Source organism: Ruegeria marisflavi, assembly GCF_025673445.1.
GTDB lineage: Bacteria > Pseudomonadota > Alphaproteobacteria > Rhodobacterales > Rhodobacteraceae > Ruegeria_B > Ruegeria_B marisflavi.
In genome coordinates, this window is the sequence record NZ_JAOVQN010000033.1 from 1 (window position 1) to 18261 (window position 18261).

At 63.0% G+C, this 18261-nt stretch carries 14 protein-coding genes; 6 read left to right on the forward strand and 8 right to left on the reverse strand.

Annotated elements, in window-relative coordinates; translation table 11 throughout:
* Positions 1 to 72: 72 nt before the first annotated feature.
* The 5 genes from OEZ49_RS21120 to OEZ49_RS21140 all read right to left on the reverse strand — a co-directional run bounded on the left by OEZ49_RS21120 (position 73) and on the right by OEZ49_RS21140 (position 7001).
* A complete protein-coding gene (locus OEZ49_RS21120) occupies positions 73 to 1587 on the reverse strand; it encodes a sugar ABC transporter ATP-binding protein (RefSeq protein ID WP_263390143.1) in 1515 nt (504 codons plus the stop codon).
* Positions 1580 to 2683 (reverse strand): SMP-30/gluconolactonase/LRE family protein, encoded by a 1104-nt coding sequence (locus tag OEZ49_RS21125; protein WP_263390144.1) that lies wholly within the window; start codon positions 2681 to 2683, stop codon positions 1580 to 1582. The genes OEZ49_RS21120 and OEZ49_RS21125 overlap by 8 nt, the downstream gene beginning before the upstream one ends.
* Entirely contained in the window at positions 2683 to 4830 is a 2148-nt protein-coding gene (locus OEZ49_RS21130) for an ABC transporter permease (protein WP_263390145.1), read from the reverse strand. Before OEZ49_RS21130 ends, OEZ49_RS21125 begins: the two co-directional genes overlap by 1 nt.
* Positions 4831 to 4910: 80 nt before the next feature.
* Positions 4911 to 5945, reverse strand: a complete 1035-nt coding sequence (locus OEZ49_RS21135) for a sugar ABC transporter substrate-binding protein (protein ID WP_263390146.1) — start codon at positions 5943 to 5945, stop codon at positions 4911 to 4913.
* A gap of 51 nt (positions 5946 to 5996) precedes the next feature.
* A complete protein-coding gene (locus OEZ49_RS21140; RefSeq protein WP_263390147.1) occupies positions 5997 to 7001 on the reverse strand; it encodes an ABC transporter permease in 1005 nt (334 codons plus the stop codon).
* A gap of 290 nt (positions 7002 to 7291) precedes the next feature.
* Here OEZ49_RS21140 and OEZ49_RS21145 point away from each other — a divergent pair, with 290 nt between their 5' ends.
* Positions 7292 to 7666: an EthD domain-containing protein gene (locus tag OEZ49_RS21145; protein WP_263390149.1), complete on the forward strand. Its 375-nt coding sequence runs from the start codon at positions 7292 to 7294 to the stop codon at positions 7664 to 7666.
* 17 nt (positions 7667 to 7683) lie between these two features.
* Here OEZ49_RS21145 and OEZ49_RS21150 read toward each other — a convergent pair whose 3' ends face one another.
* Genes OEZ49_RS21150 through OEZ49_RS21160 form a run of 3 tightly spaced genes read right to left on the reverse strand, consistent with a single transcriptional unit; the run spans position 7684 to position 10368 of the window.
* A complete protein-coding gene (locus OEZ49_RS21150; protein ID WP_263390150.1) occupies positions 7684 to 8874 on the reverse strand; it encodes an acyl-CoA dehydrogenase family protein in 1191 nt (396 codons plus the stop codon).
* Positions 8871 to 9632, reverse strand: coding sequence for an SDR family NAD(P)-dependent oxidoreductase (locus OEZ49_RS21155; protein WP_263390151.1), 762 nt, complete (start codon positions 9630 to 9632; stop codon positions 8871 to 8873). Before OEZ49_RS21155 ends, OEZ49_RS21150 begins: the two co-directional genes overlap by 4 nt.
* Positions 9595 to 10368 carry a TetR/AcrR family transcriptional regulator gene (locus OEZ49_RS21160; RefSeq protein WP_263390152.1) on the reverse strand — a complete coding sequence of 258 codons (774 nt, stop codon included), beginning with the start codon at positions 10366 to 10368 and terminating at the stop codon, positions 9595 to 9597. Before OEZ49_RS21160 ends, OEZ49_RS21155 begins: the two co-directional genes overlap by 38 nt.
* 97 nt (positions 10369 to 10465) lie before the next feature.
* Here OEZ49_RS21160 and OEZ49_RS21165 point away from each other — a divergent pair, with 97 nt between their 5' ends.
* The 5 genes from OEZ49_RS21165 to OEZ49_RS21185 are packed head-to-tail and all read left to right on the forward strand — an operon-like array spanning position 10466 to position 18255.
* Positions 10466 to 12256, forward strand: coding sequence for an acyclic terpene utilization AtuA family protein (locus OEZ49_RS21165; protein WP_263390153.1), 1791 nt, complete (start codon positions 10466 to 10468; stop codon positions 12254 to 12256).
* The gene (locus OEZ49_RS21170) at positions 12253 to 13875 is read left to right on the forward strand and encodes an acyl-CoA carboxylase subunit beta (RefSeq protein WP_263390154.1); all 1623 of its coding nucleotides are present in this window, start codon (positions 12253 to 12255) and stop codon (positions 13873 to 13875) included. The genes OEZ49_RS21165 and OEZ49_RS21170 overlap by 4 nt, the downstream gene beginning before the upstream one ends.
* Positions 13876 to 13884: 9 nt before the next feature.
* Positions 13885 to 14700 carry an enoyl-CoA hydratase-related protein gene (locus OEZ49_RS21175; protein ID WP_263390155.1) on the forward strand — a complete coding sequence of 272 codons (816 nt, stop codon included), beginning with the start codon at positions 13885 to 13887 and terminating at the stop codon, positions 14698 to 14700.
* Positions 14697 to 16688, forward strand: coding sequence for an acetyl/propionyl/methylcrotonyl-CoA carboxylase subunit alpha (locus OEZ49_RS21180; RefSeq protein ID WP_263390156.1), 1992 nt, complete (start codon positions 14697 to 14699; stop codon positions 16686 to 16688). The genes OEZ49_RS21175 and OEZ49_RS21180 overlap by 4 nt, the downstream gene beginning before the upstream one ends.
* 1 nt (position 16689) lies before the next feature.
* A complete protein-coding gene (locus tag OEZ49_RS21185; RefSeq protein ID WP_263390157.1) occupies positions 16690 to 18255 on the forward strand; it encodes an acyl-CoA carboxylase subunit beta in 1566 nt (521 codons plus the stop codon).
* Positions 18256 to 18261 lie beyond the last annotated feature (6 nt).

Genomic DNA, 18261 nt, shown 5'->3' on the forward strand with positions numbered 1-18261 from the left:
CCATTCAGACCTCCCTTTTGGGAGTTTGAATCAGAACCTAGACCAGATGGGAATCCTGAATCTCAACAGACCCTAGTGAATTGCGGCATACATGATCTTGTCTTCGGTTGCGGTGGCGGCATCGAATTCCTCGACGATCCGGCCCTGACGCGCGACGAGGATCCTGTCGGCGACGCTCAGCACCTCGGGAAGATAGGACGAGATCACCAGCACGGCTTTGCCTTCGTCCGCCAGGGTCCTGATGGCCTGGTGGATGACCGGGATCGTCCCGACATCGACACCGCGTGTGGGCTCATCGAAAATCACCAGGTCGGGCTCCTGCACCAGGGATTTCGAAATCATGACCTTCTGTTGATTGCCGCCTGAAAGCTCGGATATCTTCGCATCTCGATGGGTCGCAGCGATGCGCAGCTTGTCCACCCAGGCATCCGCGAGGGACTGCCGTTCCCCCCGCGAGACAAAGAGCCGCCGGCCGAGCCGGGTGGCCAGACGACCAAGATAGATATTGTCATCCACGGTCATCGTTTCGAAGAAGCCGTTCACCTTACGGTCTTCGCTGATATACACGATGCCGTCATTGATCGCCTGGCCCGGCACGCGATAGCGCACCGGCTTGCCGTTCAGGTAGATCATCCCGCCATTGATCAGATTGCGTTTGAATTCGCCGCAGACGATCTTGGCGATTTCCGTGCGCCCCGATCCGATCAGCCCCGACATGGCCACGACCTCGCCCGCGTAAACGGAAAAGGACATGTTCTTGACCGCGCTGCCCATCGTCACGTTCTCGACGCTCAGAACCTTGCGGCGTACGCCCTTCTGTCCATCCGCGCTGTGATCGGCCTTGGCGTAGTGGCTTTGTGAGACGTCGCGCCCCACCATGGCCCGGACAAGGCTATCCCTGTCGAACTCGGCTGCGGGCTTGCAGGCAATCACCCGGCCATCGCGCAAGACCGTGATCCGATCGGCGATCTGCAGCGATTCCTCGAGAGCATGGGAGATATAGATGATGCCCACACCATGTCTGCGCAGGTCCTCGATCAGGTGAAAGAAATGCAGGATCTCTTCGGGCGTCAGGCTTGCCGTCGGCTCGTCAAAAATGATGACCCGCGCATCAAACCGAAGGGCGCGCGCGATCTCGACCATCTGCCGCTGCGCCGCGCCAAGCGATGACACCATGGCCGCCGGGTCCACGTGGAAGTTACGCGATTGCAGATGCTGCTGCGCCTTGATGTTCAGCAGACGGAACCGGTTATAGAATTTCTCGTTACCGAGTTCGATATTCTGGGCCACGGTCATGGTAGGGACCAGGCTGGTTTCCTGGTACACCATCGCAATCCCTTGGCGCAGGGCATCCGCCGGGCTTTCGAAGGTGACCGGAACGCCATCGACCTCGATCGTTCCATGGGTCAGCTTGATCGTGCCCGCGATGGATTTGGACAGGGTCGATTTGCCTGCGCCGTTTTCTCCGACCAACGCGTGCACTTCGCCTGCGCGCACGTCAAAGTCCACGTCTTCGATCGCGTGAACACCGCCATAAATCTTGCTGCCGGACGAAATACGAATGATCGGGGGTTTCTGATCAGGCATCGGCAAGCCCTCCCCGCTGGCGCATCACAAGGCGCTGGTGCCCTTTCGAAAGGACGTAAAGGCCCTCGGCGCAGGGCAAGGCGGAGGTCACGCCATGGCACGTCCCGCCTACGCGGCTGTGCAGACTCTCAATCACATCCCCGTCCAAGTTGACCCTCAGCACCAGCCCGTAGGACCGCGGCGGAGCCCAGGCCTTGACCACGCCCAGCTTCTTGATGCCGCCGCCCTGTAAGGGCTCCATGTATGACCCCGTGGCCCGCAGCGACGGGGCGATCCAGAAGGCGGGATCTACTTCGGCCATCATGGCCGTGCGAAACTCCGCATCGCTCAGGACGAGTTCCACAAGATGCGTGCGCGCCGCAAAGAGGCAGACCCAAAAACCGCCTCTTCCATCAGGGATTAAGCGCGAGGGATAGCCGGGAAAGTTCCGCACCATCTTGCGTCGGCCGCCGCCGTCGCGGGTGCAGAGCGACAGCGTATGCGCCCAGCTCTCGCTGAAAAGGATCTGGCTGTCATCGGGTGTGATCGCCACCCCGCCGGGATAGGCCAGTCCGCGGGCCAGGATCTCGGCCTCGCGCCCCGTCGGATCGACGCGGATCAGAAGGCCCGACGTGTTCTTTTGCATGAGATCGACAACCCAGTCCTGCGGCTGGGTATCGCAGGAGCCTTGCGTCACATAGATCGTGCCGTCACGCGCAACTACAACGCCCGTGAGACAGCCGAGCTTCTGCCCGCCTGCCTTGCGCAGCCATTCCACGCGACCGCCGTTTGAGATAAGCGCCAGCCCCTCGCCCGAGACGCAGGCCAGAAGCCGTCCGTCCGGGTGGAATGCCAAGGCCCCCGCCGCCCCCGGCAGGTGAGCCACCTCCTCCCACTCTCCCGCGGGCCTGCCGCGCAGGACCCGGTCACCGACCGACACATGCAACCGGCCATCGGAATCGAGCGCCATGTCATCTGGCGACGCATTGAAGACCGCCAATTCAGCGCAGCGATCCAGCGCATCGTTGGGAGACATGTTGCCATCCATCACCGGGATGGAGTGCTGATCCTTGTTGCGGTTCAGGATCGCACGGATATTGCGAAGAATCTGGGACATCAGGAGAGATCCCTCCGCTTATCGCCCCAATAGGAGTTCCAGCCGCTCCAGGTTTCGTCCACGCCCTTGAGTTTCAGTCTGCCGATCCGGTTGTTCTCGAGCCCACCCAGATAGAGATATCCCTTGTGTTCGCGCATCGAAGTGATGGTGGGATGGTTTTCGCCACCCGGATCCCAATAGGATGCCTCGGGCTTGCCATTGGCATCGAGCTTGATCACGCATCCGTTGTTCACACCCGGGAAGATCCATTCGTCCACGGGGATTTCTTTGACCATGCGATACCGGAAGCGTGGGCTTCTCATTGCCAGATCGAATGCGGGATACCGGATGCCCACCAGCGCCACCCAATAGCCTCCGTCGGAGGCCCGGTTGATATTGTCGAGATACCCGGGAAAGTTGTCCGCCCAGATATCCATCTGGCCTTTCTTGGGCCCGGCAATCCAGTACCGGAATATCTTGCACAGCCAGGTGCTGGCCACCAAGACCGCCTGACCGTCGTGGGTCACGCAGACCCCGTTGGGAAAGACCATGCTCTTGACGACCGTGCGTGTCTCACCAGTCGCCGGGTCATGTTCCACCAGCCGACCGTTGCCGCGCCCTTCGACCCCGTCCACGTGCCAGCTGTGCATCTCGTACCGGATCGTGGCTTCGGAAAAGTAGATTTTCCCGTCAGGCGCGATATCGAGATCGTCCGCCAGCCGCAGCCGGGAGTCGTCGTTGAGTTTGTACCAGGTGCGATTGGTCTGATCGGTCAGCTTGTAGACCTCGCCGTTGGGGCGGACACCATAGAGGCCCATACCGCCCACGCACACGATCAGGTTCTCATCCTTGTCGAACGCCATGCCCAGAGGGCGCCCGCCAATCCGGGCGAAGACGTCGCGATGCGAAAAGTCTTCGCCGGAAAAGCGCACGATCCAGCCTTCGCGCGTACTGCCATAGAGCCGTCCCTGGCGGTCGAGGATCACGTCTTCCGGGCCCTCGATCTGATCGAGACCGATGGCCTCGACCGTGGCGAGCGCGTTGTTCTCGGCCAAGGGCGATCCGCTGTCGCGCGCGATCTCCGGCATCCGGCCGAAATCGACCCGCGTGGGGTTCACATAGATTTTCTGAATGACCTTTGCGCGGTTCTTGGCCCATTTCACATCAAGTCCAACCGCCGCCAGCAGCAGCAATCCCAGACCGACCGAGGTAACCGGCCCCGGCATGCCCAACCGGACAAGTCCATTGACCAGGACGAAAACGATCACCGCACCGATCATCGCGCGACCGATTGTGCCCTTTCCGCCCGCCAGAGAGATCCCGCCGAGGACAACGGCCGTCAGCGCGGTAACCTCCCATCCGGTGCCGGTATCGGTGCCGGGGCTGTTCTGGCGCGCCGCGTAAAGCACACCCGCCAGGCCGCACAATGCGCCGGACATCACGTATGTCAGGCAGAGCAGACGCTCGACCTTGATGCCGACGTGACGGGCCGCCTTGCGGCTGGAACCGATGGACATGATGTGCCAGCCAGGCCGTGAATTTCGAAGAAAGACGTGCCCGACCAAGGCCACGGCAATCAGAATGACGACATTGACGGGAACGCCCAGGATCAAGCCGTCGCCGAGGATATCCCAGGCGGAATTGTCGACCCAGGCGGTCGCGATCTGGACGGCATAGGCCTTGTTGATGATCTCGACAATGGCCCGGTAGATGATCAGTGTGACCATCGTCGTCAGGAACGGCCGCGCCTTGAGATAACCAATCAGAACCCCGTTGAAGCCTCCCAAGATCGCACCGCACAGGACACTCGCAGCGAAGACCACCCCGACAGGCATCTGGAACACGCTGATCATCAGCAGAGCCACCAGATTGACGATGCCCACGATCGCCCCGACGCTCAGGTCAATCCCCCCCGAGATGATCACGATGGCCATGGCAATCGCCACAAACCCGAATTCCGCGAATTGCCTGGGCAGCTCAACCAGGTTGTAGGCGGTGGCGTAGTTCGGCACCGTCAGGGAAAAATAGGTGATCAGCGCCACCATGATGGCGAAGGGGATCGCCGGCTCCATCCACGATTTCGACAGCAGGTCCGACAGGAAGATGCGGAACGAAAAGCGGGATTGCAGGGTCTGCAAGACAGAGCTGGCACCGGTACGCGCGGCCATGGGCTTGTCCATTTAAGTTGGGCTAAAGGTAGCGACCGGGAAAGCGGACCCCGCTTTCCCGGCGGTCAGGTCTGCTTCGCTTAACCGGGCACGTCGAAGCACATCGAAGGATCGACGTTGTCCCTGGTGACCCAGAACGGGCGGCTGTAATGCGCCATGCGAATGTCCGTCGGCGCCAGGCCCGATTGCAGCATGAAGCTGACCGATGACATGATGGCTTCGCCCTGCTTGGGTGCGCTGTAGTTCAGGAATTTGTAGAACAAACCGTCCGAGACGTTGGTGCAGTCCTGACGGTTGCCCTCGCCCGAAGCATAGACCTTGATCTGATCCATCTTCCCGGCGGCTTTGACCGCCTGTGCGGCGCCGTTCTGCATGGTGCCCCAGAAACCGAAGGTGGCACACAGATCCGGGTGCTGCTGCAGGACCGTCGCCGTGATGGTGTTGGCCTTGCTGGCATCCCATGCAGCATCTTGTTCCGAGACGACGGTGATCGTGTCATCCGCGGCAAGCGCTTCCTTGAAGCCTGCCAGCTGTTCGATACTGGCGGCCGAGGTCAGATCGCCCTGCACCACCGCAACCTTGCCCGAGGTACCGCTGCCCTTGCCGCAGGCCTGCACGACATCTTCGCCGACCATCCGACCGACCTGGCCCCAGTCGGCACCGACATAGGCCCCGGTCTTGTAGTTCGAGACCATGTTGACCTGAACGACGTGAATGCCCGCCTCTTCAGCCCGTTTGAGCTGTTTCGCGAGAAGCTGGACGTTGAAGTTATGCACGATCATCACGTCGGGCTTTTCCGCAATCAGCGAATTGACGATCTGCACCATCGTGTCGGGGTTCCAGCCCGGATCGCGGACATCCAGCGTCAAGCCCATCTGATCGGCTTCCTGCTGCATGACATAGGTCCACATATCGGTCAGCGGAAAGCCCAGGGTCGTGGGCATCCAGGCGACCTTCTTACCGACAAGTTTCGAGTCGACCAGCTCGCGCAGCTCGGCCGAGCTGTTGCCACCGGCAAGTTGTTGGGCCTCTGCTGAAAGGCCGCCGGCAACGACAAGCGCCGCCGCGGCGGGAAGACATCTTATCAACCGGGACAGGGGTGTCTTTTGGGTCATGTTGGTCTCCTCCGTGTTGTTGGGTGGCCCTGCGGGCCTTCTGGTATCCGCTCAGTCTCCTTGCCGGGCGGTTTCTTCGTCTCGGGGGTGCAGGAAGTTGTCGAGAAGGATCGCGCCCAACAGCACCAAGCCCTTGATGATACTTTGCAAATTGCTGTCGAGGTTCATGATGATCATGCCGTTGAGCAACGTCCCGATCAGTGCGGCGCCGACAATAACGCTCAAGACGCTGCCACGTCCTCCGACAAGCGATATTCCACCCAACACAACCACAAGGATGACGTCGAAGATCAGGGTGGAATTGATCACCTGGGTATTCATGCTGGCGTTCATCGCCGCCATGACCAGCCCTGCAAGGAAGCCGATCACCGAACAGACGCTATATTCGAAAACAGTCAGAGGCCGCACCGGGATGCCGGTCAGACGTGCCGTGTCGGCGTTGTCGCCATGGGCATAGACGAACCGCCCCACGCTGGTTCGCGACAACATCAGGTGGACAAGGATCGCAAGCAGAATGAAGACAATCACCGGCATGGGAACGCCGAAAAAGCGCCCCTGTCCAACGAACAGGAACCCGTCATTGCCGTTGGGAATATAGCTGATGAAGCCGTCCAGCACCGTGATGCGGGCCAATCCATAGACCAGCAGACCGCTGGCCAGCGTCGTGAAAAGCGCCGGGATCTCGATGAAGGCAATGATCAGCCCGTTGGCGATGCCGATGGCCAGCGCAACGGCCAACCCCGCAAGCAACGCGACCGGTATGGCAAAGCCCGATCCGATCATCTGACAAACGATGGCCGCGCTGACCGCCATGGCCGTGATCTGTGACAGATCGAGACCGCGCCCGATGACCACGACCCCCATGCCAAGGCTGAGGATCCCCAGGATTGCGACGCTGTTGCTCATCGTCAGGAGGTTGCCAAGTGTCGCAAACCCCGGAAGCGTCACGGCGAAGAGGACGCCAAGTCCGAGCGTAACCAGAAGAACGATCACCTCCTGCGAAAACAGGTTGTCTTTTCTCCGCCGTCCGGGTTTGGAAACGCTGGCGTCAGTCATGGCCAAGCCTGCAGTTTTCGGGCTCCAACAGTCCTTTCTGCAACGGGTCAAAGGCTGCGACCGTCAAGGTGTATTCTACCTCAAGTTCGACGCCCCTTTCGGCCAAACACGCCGTTAAGGGCCGGGTGACGCGATATCCGGATCCGTCAAACACGCCAATTCACAAAGGTAACCGGGCACTATGACAAGATCAGGACAATCAGTTTACCTAACGATCGCTTGTTATGTTAAACGAGTCAAGCGCGGTCTGAAGCGGCCGCGGATCTCGGTCGGAAACGAAAGGGAAGACCATGCTCAAACTGATCTTTTGTCTTAGGCGGCAGCCGCATCTGACCCGCGAAGAGTTCCAGACGTATTGGCGCGACACCCACGGGCCGCTCGTGGAAAAACACCGGGAGGCGCTGCGCTTTGCCGTCTACAACCAGATCCACACGATCGAAGACGAGATGGGCACGGCGCTGGGACACGTGCGCGGGGCGCCTGAACCTTTCGATGGGTTTGCCGAGATGGTCTGGGACACGCACGCGGATCTGGACAGCGCGATGACAAGTTCGGAAGGGCGATCCGCCGGACGGGAACTCTTGGCAGATGAAAAGCGGTTCATCGACCTGGCAAACTCTCCCCTCAGCCTGGGACGGATCGCGTTCGGCCTGGCGCGCGACTAGGAGCCGCCGCAGCGCAGCTACGGGTTTTGCGCTTTGGTCCAGTCCCGCTTCAGCTTCTTCGCGAGGCTCCACTTATGCACCTCGGTCGGACCGTCGTAAATCCGGAAGGCCCGGATTTCGCGGAACACCTGTTCGACGATCGTATCCCCCGTGACGCCCTGCCCGCCCATGCATTGCAAGCAGCGATCCGCCACCCGCATCAGCGCCTCGGACACGGCGACCTTCGCCATCGAGCTTTCGACGGTCCCGCGCGCGCCGCCGTCCAGCACATCGGCGCACCAATAGACCATCAATTCGGCCTGTTTCAGGTCCATCAGGTTTTCGGCCAGCATGAAGCCGACACCTTCATGGTCGATCAGAGGCTTGCCAAAGGCCTGTCGCCGATTGGTGTAGTTCACCGCGATTTCATGCGCGCGGATGCAAGCCCCCAGCCACCGCATGCAATGGCTCAGACGAGCAGGCGCCAGCCGCACTTGCGCATAGCGGAACCCCTCCCCGGCGTCACCCAGCATCTGATCGGCGGGCAAGCGCAGATTGTCGATGGTGACAACCGCGTGGCCGCCCGGCATGGAGCTGTCGATCGTGTTCATCACGCGCTCAATCCGGACATTCGGGTGTGGCAGATCGACCAGGAACATGCAGGCGCCTTCCTCGGCCTTGGCCATGACGATGCCCATCCCAGCCCCGTCGGCACCGGTGATGTATGTTTTGCGCCCTTTGATCACCCAATGGTTGCCGTCCGGCACGCAGGTTGTCAGCATCATCGACGGGTCAGACCCCGCACCGCCATCTTCGGCCGGTTCGGTCATGAAGAAAGCTGACCGCATCTCGCCTGCGATCATCCGGCTGAGGAACCGCTCTTTCAGGTCCGGCGAGGCCACCTTGCCCAGAAGGTACATGTTGCCCTCGTCCGGTGCGCAGGTGTGGCAGGCCAATGGCCCCAGCGGCGACAGGCCCGACCGGATCAGAACGGCAGCGGTTTCGCGCTGAGTCAAATGACCGCCATCCTCAAGGATATGCGGCGTCATCAGCCCTGCGTCCCGGGCCAGTGCCTTGAGCTCTTTCGACAGCTCTTCGGAGGGGCCATGCGCGCCAAGACGCGGATCGCGTTCAAACGGCACCACGGTCTCGCGCACAAAGGTTTCGACCCTGTCAGCAAGTGCCAGCGCGCGGTCCGATATGCCGCTGCGCTCCATGGTAAAACTCATTTCGGAGCCATCCTTATTGCCCCGTCCAGGCGGATCGTTTCGCCATTCAACATGGGATTTTCGACAATCGCTGTGACAAGCTGGGCGAACTCCACCGGATCGCCGAGACGGCTGGGGAAAGGCACCTGCGCCCCCAGCGAGGCACGGATTTCCTCCGAGAGTGTCTCCAGAAGCGGCGTCAGGAACAGCCCCGGCGCAATCGTCATCACCCGAATGCCATAGCGCGCCAATTCGCGGGCGATTGGCAGGGTCATGCCAACGACTCCGCCTTTCGAGGCCGAATAGGCCGCCTGCCCGATCTGGCCGTCAAAGGCCGCGACCGACGCGGTGTTGATGATGACCCCGCGTTCCTCGCCCAGCGGATCGGCGATGTGCAAGGCTGCCGCGAATTGCGAAAGCACGTTGAATGACCCAGACAGGTTTACGTTCAGCACGGTGTTGAAAACTTCAAGCGATGCGGGCAGCCCGTCGCGGTCGATGACCTTGGCGGGCGGGCCGATCCCCGCGCAATTGACAAGGATCCGCGCCTTGCCGTGCAGACCTTCGGCAGCGGCGATCGCATCTTTCACGTCAGAGGCATCGGTGACGTTCACCTTGAAGAACGCGCCGCCGATCGCCTTGGCATGCGCCTCACCCTTTTCCACGTTCATGTCGAAAATCGCGACCCTGGCTCCGGACGCGGCCAGCATTTCCGCTGTGGCTCCGCCCAATCCCGATGCACTACCCGTCACGATGGCGGCTTGTCCTTCGATCTTCATTGCGCTTCCCCCCGTCTTGCTTCGCTCCATCACCCTGCCGACCCGAGCGCAACTGGTCTTCGATATCGGCGATGACGCCTTGCAGCTGTCGCACAACGCGCGCGCCGTCCAAAGCGCCAGCGGGCGGGCGGTCAATGATCCCGGCCGTGAAGACGGTGAGGAACTGCCCCACCTCGGTTTCCGTATCCGGCATCATGGTCCGCAAACGCGCGCTGCGGGCGAAATGCTCCAGGCCTCCGTAGAAGGCGTCGCGCATCACCGACACCGAGACATCGGCGCGGATTTCGCCGCGCAGAACGCCATCCCGGATGACGCCGTCAAAGACTGCCACGTAACGCCGGTTCAGCGCATAGGCTTCGGTCTCGCGGTATTCGGGCGACGGAAGATACGGCCCCATCGCCTCGGCGATGAGCGGCCATTCTTCCAGAACCCGACTGAAATGCAGCCGCGCCAGGGCAGTCAGCCGCACCTCGGTCTCGTACGCGGTCTGAACGGCGATTTCCGCGTCACGCGTAAGTTCGGCATAGAATTCGCTGACGGCTGCCATGAGCAGCGCCTGCTTGTTCTTGAAGTAGAGATACACCGTGCCTTCCGCGAGGTTGGCCGCCTGCGCAATCGCGGTGATCTTGGCATCCTCGGGACCTTTTTCGCGGAACACCGCCCTTGTGGCGGCAAGGATCGCGCGTTCCTTTTCTTCGACTTTCTCGCGTCGGGTCTTGGATGCGGCCTCGGGCATGCGGATTCCGAAAAATGAACTTGATTCACTTATACTGAATATGCTTTCATTTTAGTCCTGACGCAATACCGACTACCGAGGGGAGACGGTTTAGGGGATGCGCGACGACGCGATCAGGATCGGCGGGGCCAGCGGTTATTGGGGGGATGACCCGACCGCGGCCGCGCAACTGCTTGCAGCAGGCGGGCTGGATTACCTGGTCTTCGACTATCTGGCCGAGGTCACCCTCTCGATCATGGCGCGGGCCCGGGCCAAGGACCCCGATCAAGGCTATGCCCGCGATTTCGTCGATGTGGTCATGCGTCAAAACCTGCCCGAGATCGCGCGCCAGAAGGTACGCGTCATCTCGAACGCAGGCGGCGTCAATCCTCGGGCCTGCGCCGCTGCGGTCCGCGCGATGGTGGCCGAGATGGGGCTGGATCTGACCGTAGCCGTCGTTCTGGGCGACGACCTGACAGCGCGTGCGCCTGACTTTTCACCCAGCGAGATGTTCACCGGCGCGCCCTTCCCTCCGGTCGACTCGATCTTTTCCATCAACGCCTATCTTGGGGCCTTCCCCATAGCCCAGACGTTGGAGGCAGGGGCAGATATCGTCATCACCGGGCGATGCGTGGACAGCGCGGTCACTCTCGGCGCATGCATTCACGCCTTCGGCTGGGCCGAAGACGACCATGACCGTCTGGCGGCGGGCACACTGGCCGGGCACATCCTGGAATGCGGCACGCAGGCGACGGGGGGGAACTTCACGGACTGGCACCTGGTGGCCGATAGCCTCGATCGCATCGGCTATCCGATTTGCGAGATTTCGGTCGATGGCACCATGGACATCACCAAGCCCGACAAGAGTGGTGGTCTGGTCTCTGTCGGAACCGTGGCCGAGCAGATGCTTTACGAGATCGGCGATCCGCAAGCCTATGTCGTGCCCGATGTGATCTGCGATATCTCCGCCGTGACGCTCACTCAGGTGGAGGAAAACCGCGTTCGCCTGAGCGGCGCGCGGGGTGTTGCTCCGACACCCGATTACAAGGTGTCGGCCACTTATCTGGACGGCTGGCGCCTCGGCAGCACCGCGACATTCTACGGCAGCGATGCGGCTGCCAAGGCGAAATCCTTTTGCGGCGCGGTCTTTTCGCGCGCGCGAATGGCCCTGCGCCGCATGAACCTGGCCGATTTCACCGAAACCAGTGTCGAGATCATCGGCGCAGGCAGTCAGACCGGCGACGCCGCGCAGACCGGAGATGCACGCGAAGTCGTCGTCAAATACGCGGCCCGCCATCCCGACAAACGCGGTCTCGACGTGCTGCTGCGCGCGGCCTCGGGGATGGGGCTATCAGCTCCGCCGGGGCTCTCGGGCTTTTTCGGCACCCGCGCGCGTCCCTCCCCGCTGGTGCGATTGTTTTCCTTTCTCCTGCCCAAAGAGGACGTCCCGGTCGAGATCGATCTGGGCGACCGTCGACTGCCCTGCCCTGCGGCGGCGGGACAGGTCTTCGATCCGCAAGCACTCGTGCGACCGATGCCGCCACGTCACCCGGGCGCGCCGGTCGACCCGATCACCGTGCCGCTGGAGCGGCTGGCCTGGGGCCGCAGCGGCGACAAGGGCGACAGCGCGAATATCGGTATCATCGCGCGTTCGCCCGAGGCGCTGCCGTTCATCTGGCACAGCCTGGACGAAGCGACGATCCGGGCCCGGTTCGCGCATGTTCTGGAGGGGGATGTCACGCGCTATCTCCTGCCCGGCTGCCACGCGATGAACGTGGTTCTGACCCGTGCCCTCGGCGGGGGCGGCGTGGCAAGTCTGCGCAATGACGCCTTGGGCAAAGGCTTTGCGCAAATCCTTTTGCAAACGCCGGTAACGGTGCCCCGATCGCTGGTGGAGGCGCCGTCGTGACACCCTTTGCCACATCCATCGACCCCAAGTCGGATACCTTCCTGCGCAACCGGACCGAGATGCTGGCGCTGATGGATCAGGTACACGCGCTCAAGGCCCGCGCCGCAGCCCTCTCCGAACGGCGCCGTCCGCGCTTCGAGGAACGCGGGCAGTTGACGCCGCGGGAACGTCTGCATCGCCTGTTGGACCCCGGCATGCCCTATCTCGAACTCTACGCGCTGGCCAACTATCTTGTGGACACCGATGATCGCGACGCATCCGTGCCTGGCGCCAGCGCATTGTCGGGGATCGGATTCATCAACGGCACGCGCTGCGTGATCTTCGTGGATGACAGCGGCATTGCGGCCGGGTCTGCCGTGGCCAAAACCTCCGACAAGTTTCAGGCCTGCCTCGACATCTCGATGCGGTACAAGCTGCCCTTCGTGCACCTTGTGGAAAGCGCGGGCGCGGATCTGCTGCAATACGCTGTCGAAAGCTGGGCCTTTGCGGGTCGCATGTTCTACAAGCTGGCGCAGCTGAGCGCGGCGGGCATTCCGACAATCGCGGTCCTGCACGGCCCCGCGACGGCCGGGGGCGCCTACATGCCGGGGCTGAGCGACTACGTGATCTCGGTCAAGGGCCGCGGACGGGCGTCTTTGGCTGCCGCAGCCCTCGTCCGTGCTGCAACTGGCGAGGAGACAAACGAGGAAGACCTCGCAGGCACCGAAATGCACGCCACCGTTTCAGGCCTTGTGGAATACAGCGCCGAAGACGATGCCCACGCCCTGTTGATCGCGCGCAATCTGGTCAAGCGGCTGGACTGGAACAAGAACGCCGTACCCGGACCTGCGCGGACCTTCGTTGCCCCCGCGCTCGACGCCGACGAGATCGCGGGACTGGTGCCGGTAGATTACCGAAAAAGCTATGACGTGCGCGAGGTGATCGCGCGCATTGTGGACGGGTCGGCCTTTGAAGAGTTCAAGCCGCGGTATGGTGCATCCACCGTCTGCGTGCAGGCGGCGCTTTTTGGCCGGGCCTGCGGGATCGTGGGCAACAACGGCCCGATCGACCCCAATGGCGCCACCAAGGCCGCGCAGTTCTTCCAACTCTGCGATCAGGCCGACATACCGGTGATCTTCCTGTCGAATACCACAGGTTACATGGTGGGCCGCGATTACGAACGCGCGGGTATGATCAAGCATGGCGCCAAGATGATCCAGGCGGTCTCCAACCTGCGCGTGCCGCGCATCACGCTTTACATCGGGGCCAGCTTCGGCGCGGGCAATTACGGGATGTCGGGCGTGGGTTTCGCGCCGGACTTCCTGTTTTCCTGGCCCAACGCGACCACGGGTGTGATGGGTGGCCAGCAGGCGGCGCTGACCATGGATCAGGTGGCCCGCGCCAGCGCGGCAAGGCGTGGGGCCGAGGTGGATGAAGGCAAGCTCGCCCGGCAGAAAGAGCGCCTGATCGCTCATTTCGACGGACAGTCGGACGCGTTCTATACCTCCGGGCGGATGCTGGATCAGGGCATCATCGACCCGCGCGACACGCGCAAGGTTCTGGGCTTTGCTCTGGAGACCTGCGCCGAGGCACGGCGGCGAACCGTGCGCCCCAATGCCTTTGGCGTGGCGCGGATGTGAGGGGGCGAGATGAGCAAAACGCCAGAGACAATCGAGCTGATCCGCGATGGCTATTGGATGACGATCCGCCTGAACCGGCCCGAGCGGCGCAACGCCATGACCCGCCGGATGACGTCAGAACTGACCGATGCGCTCTTGGCCCTGCGGGACGACCGCGCGGTTCGCGGGATCACCCTGCGTGGAAACGGCGGATGGTTCTGCGCCGGCGGCGACCTGGCGGAATTCAGAACCGATTTCCAAAGCGGCCCGCCTGATCGCGCCGATATCGAGGCCGCAAGCCGCGCCGCAGGCACATTGTTTCACCTGCTCAATACCATGCCGCAGGTTACCCTTGCGCTGGTCGAAGGCGGCGCGATGGCCGGCGGGCTGGGGCTGATGTGCGCCTGCGACATCTCGGTCGCGACCGAGGACGCCGCCTTCGCCCTCACAGAAACGACGCTGGGCCTCCCGCCCGCTCAGATTGCGCCCTTCGTCCGGTCGAGGGTGGGTCTGGCCAAGGCGCGCCAGATGATGCTGACGGCCCCGCGCTTCACCGGCACCGAGGCCGGGCGGCTGGGACTGGTCAGTACCGTGGTTACCGATCACGATGGATTGGAGGCCGAAGAAGTCAGGCTGCGCGAGGCGCTGCGCCGTTGTGCCCCCTCGGCCGTCGCGGTGACCAAGAAGCTCCTTCTGGACCACGTCGAAGATGATGACGCGATGATTGCCAGCGCCGCCAACGCGTTTGCCGGGTGCATCCTCTCGGACGAAGGCCGCGAAGGCGTCGCCTCGTTTTTCGAGAAGCGCCGCCCCTCCTGGGCCCGCAGGCCGGAGGATCAGGCATGAGCCGCTTTTCCTCGATCCTTGTCGCCAACCGAGGCGAGATCGCCTTGCGCGTCATCCGCACCGCCCGCGCGATGGGGTATCGTACACTTGCGATCTATTCCTTGGCCGATGCAGACGCGCCCCACGTGCGCGCTGCGGATGATGCGGCCTGCATCGGACCGGCGCCTGCCGCGCAAAGCTACCTGTCGGTCACAGCGATCCTTGAAGCCGCGAAGGAGCTTGGGGCCGAGGCGATCCACCCCGGCTACGGATTCCTGTCGGAAAGCGCCGAGTTCGCCCGTGCGTGCGAAGACGCTGGCCTCGTCTTAATTGGCCCGCCCGCCGATGCCATCGCGCTGATGGGCAACAAGGCCGAGGCCAAGCGACGGATGCTGGCGGCAGGCGTGCCTTGCGTGCCGGGGTATCAAGGCGAAGACCAGTCAGAGGCCGCACTTCTGGCCGCTGCAGAAGAAATCGGCGTGCCGCTCATGGTCAAGGCCGCGGCAGGCGGCGGGGGCCGCGGCATGCGGTTGGTCGAGGATCTGAGCGCGCTGCCCAAAGCGCTCAGCGCCGCTGCGTCCGAGGCGGAAAACGCTTTCGGCTCGCGCGAGTTGATCTTGGAAAAGGCGATCTTGCGGCCGCGCCATGTCGAGGTGCAGGTCTTTGCCGATGACCATGGCACCACCCTGCACATGGGCGAACGCGACTGTTCGGTGCAGCGTCGGCACCAGAAGGTGGTCGAAGAGGCGCCCTGCCCCGTCATGACGCCCGAGCTGCGCGAGCGCATGGGCGCCGCTGCGGTCGAGGCCGCGCGTGCCATAGGATATCGCGGCGCAGGCACGGTGGAGTTCTTGCTGGGCGATGATGGCCAGTTCTATTTCCTCGAGATGAACACCCGCCTCCAGGTGGAACATCCCGTCACGGAAATGGTGACAGGCCTCGATCTGGTCGAGCTGCAGTTGCGTGTGGCCGAAGGACGTCCGCTGGGGCTCACGCAAGAGGAGATCCGCCTCGACGGCCACGCCATCGAGGTTCGCCTTTATGCCGAGGATCCGGCCAAGAACTTCCTGCCGCGCACCGGGCACATCCGCTTGTGGGAACCTGCCCCGACCGGGGGGCTGCGGTTTGATATGGGGGTAGAGACCGGACAGGAGATTTCCCCCTACTACGACCCGATGATCGGCAAGCTGATCGCCTGGGCCCCCAACCGCGAGACCGCGCGCCGACGGCTGGCGGGCGGACTGAAGGACAGCCTGCTGATTGGACTGACCACCAATCAGCGGTTTCTGATCGACGTCCTGGAGGAAGACACCTTTGTCGAAGGTCGGGCCACCACGGCCTTCATCGACGAATGTTTTCCCAAGGCGCGCCGCGCCGTGCCCGAGGCCACGCTGCAAGATGCCGCTTGCGCCGCTGCGCTGCTCTATCGCCTTGAGAGGGACGCGCATCACGCCGCAAGCCTCGGCGTCCCGGCAGAGCTTCTGGATTGGGCAAGCGGCGGGCCGATGCATACCCGCTACGTGATGGGCGCGGGTCATGCCGCCTATGACCTTTCCGTCACGCCACGTCCCCGTGGCGCGCTTCTTGTCGCCTCAGACGATGGTCAGCATATGATCGAGCTGCTGTCGCTCACCGACACACGCTGCGCGATCCGCATGGATGGAAAGACGGTGTCGACGGGATACATCTGGCAGGATGGGGGCGCGATCACCCTATCGCGTGCGGGTGTCGTGCATGACTTCCAGAACCAAATCGCGCTGGCGGCTTTTGCCGACGAACCGACAGGCAGCGGGATCATCGCGGCACCCATGCCCGGTCTGGTGCTCGAAGTCTCTGTCGCCGTCGGGGCAAAGGTCGCGAAGGGAGACGTGCTTGCGGTGATCGAAGCGATGAAGATGCAGCACGAGATCCGCGCCGATATCGATGGTATCGTGACTGCGGTCGAAGCGGTGGCGGGATTGCAGGTCACCGCCGGGGGCAGGCTCTTGCAGATCGACGGGGATGGATAAGATGAGCGAAACCTCTGCCGACAAGCTGGCCGCACTGCAGACTGCCCGCGAGGCCGTCAGCGATGCGGGACGCCCCGAGGCCGTTGCCAGGCGCCGCGCCGCAGGCATGGCCACGGCGCGCGAGCGTATCGACAAGCTGTTCGATGCTGGCACGTTCCAGGAAATCGGCGCCCTCGTGGAACCGGATCGCGGCCATGAGATGAGCCGTGACCTCGTTGCCCCTGCGGATGGCGCGGTCACGGGGACAGGCCGCATCGGCGGGCGGCCCGTCAACGCCCTGGCGCAGGACTTCACTGTCCTGGGCGGTTCCATCGGCACGGTGGCGGATGCCAAATGCGGGCGGCTGGTCAAGTTCAGTCGGGAGCGCGGCCAGCCGATGGTGATGCTGTTGGAAGGCGGCGGGCACAGGATCCAGGACGGGATGAACGCCGCGCATTTCGCCGCCGCCTCCCCGGTCTTTCGCGAACTGGCATCTCTCTCGGGATGGGTGCCGATGGTCACTGCGATCATGGGCCAGGGCTTTGCCGGCCCAACCGCCTATGCGTCGCTCTGCGATTTCGTCGTGATGCTGCGCGGCAAATCGACAATGGGGATCGCGGGCCCCGCGCTCGTCAAGGCAGGCACGACGACCGAGATCACGAAAGAGGACCTGGGCGGTGCGGATCGGCAGGCCGATGCACAGGGCATCGCCGATCTGGCGGTCGAGACCGAGGAAGAATGCCTCGACACCATTGCGCGCTTCCTCTCTTACTTGCCTCAAAACGCGGGCGAAGCCCCGCCCGTGGTCCCGTGCGACGATCCGGCTGACCGCCGTGACGATGCTTTGCTGGATCTTGTCCCGGCAGACAGCCGCAAGGTCTACAACATGAAAAAGGTGATCCAGACGATAGCAGACGAGGACAGCGTCTTCGAACTGAAGCCGGGCTATGCGCGCAACATGATCACCGCCTTTGCCCGGCTGGGCGGGCGCTCCGTCGGCATCTTCGCAAACCAGCCGATGCGCAAGGGCGGCATTCTGGATGCCCCGGCCTGCGAAAAGGCCGCGCATTTCATCGCGATGTGCGATGCTTTCGGCCTGCCTCTGGTGTCGCTGATCGACATCCCGGGCATCTCGATCGGCCCGGCCGCCGAGGATACAGGGCTCGGCCGACGCAGCGGACGGCTGTTTTTCGAGATGGGCATCGCGACGGTGCCCTTGGCCTCGGTCGTGCTGCGAAAGGGCTATGGCGGGGGGTACTATGCGATGGGGGGCGGTCGCGCCTTCGACGCAACCATCGCGCTGGGATGGCCCACGGCAGAAATCTGCGCCATGTCCATCGAAGGGGCGGTTGATGTGGCCTATCGCAAGGAATACGAGGCGGCACCAGACCCGCGGGCCCGCCGCGCCGAACTGATCGAGACGATCCGGGGCCAAACGAGCGCGCTGGACGCGGCGAGCGGCTTCGGCCTCGATGACATCATCGATCCGCGCGACACGCGCCGCATCCTGATCGAGACCTTTGCGATGAGCCCCGCCAGACGCGCCGATCCCGCACCGCCGCGCCGCAGACCGATTTCACCAATCTGAGACCCG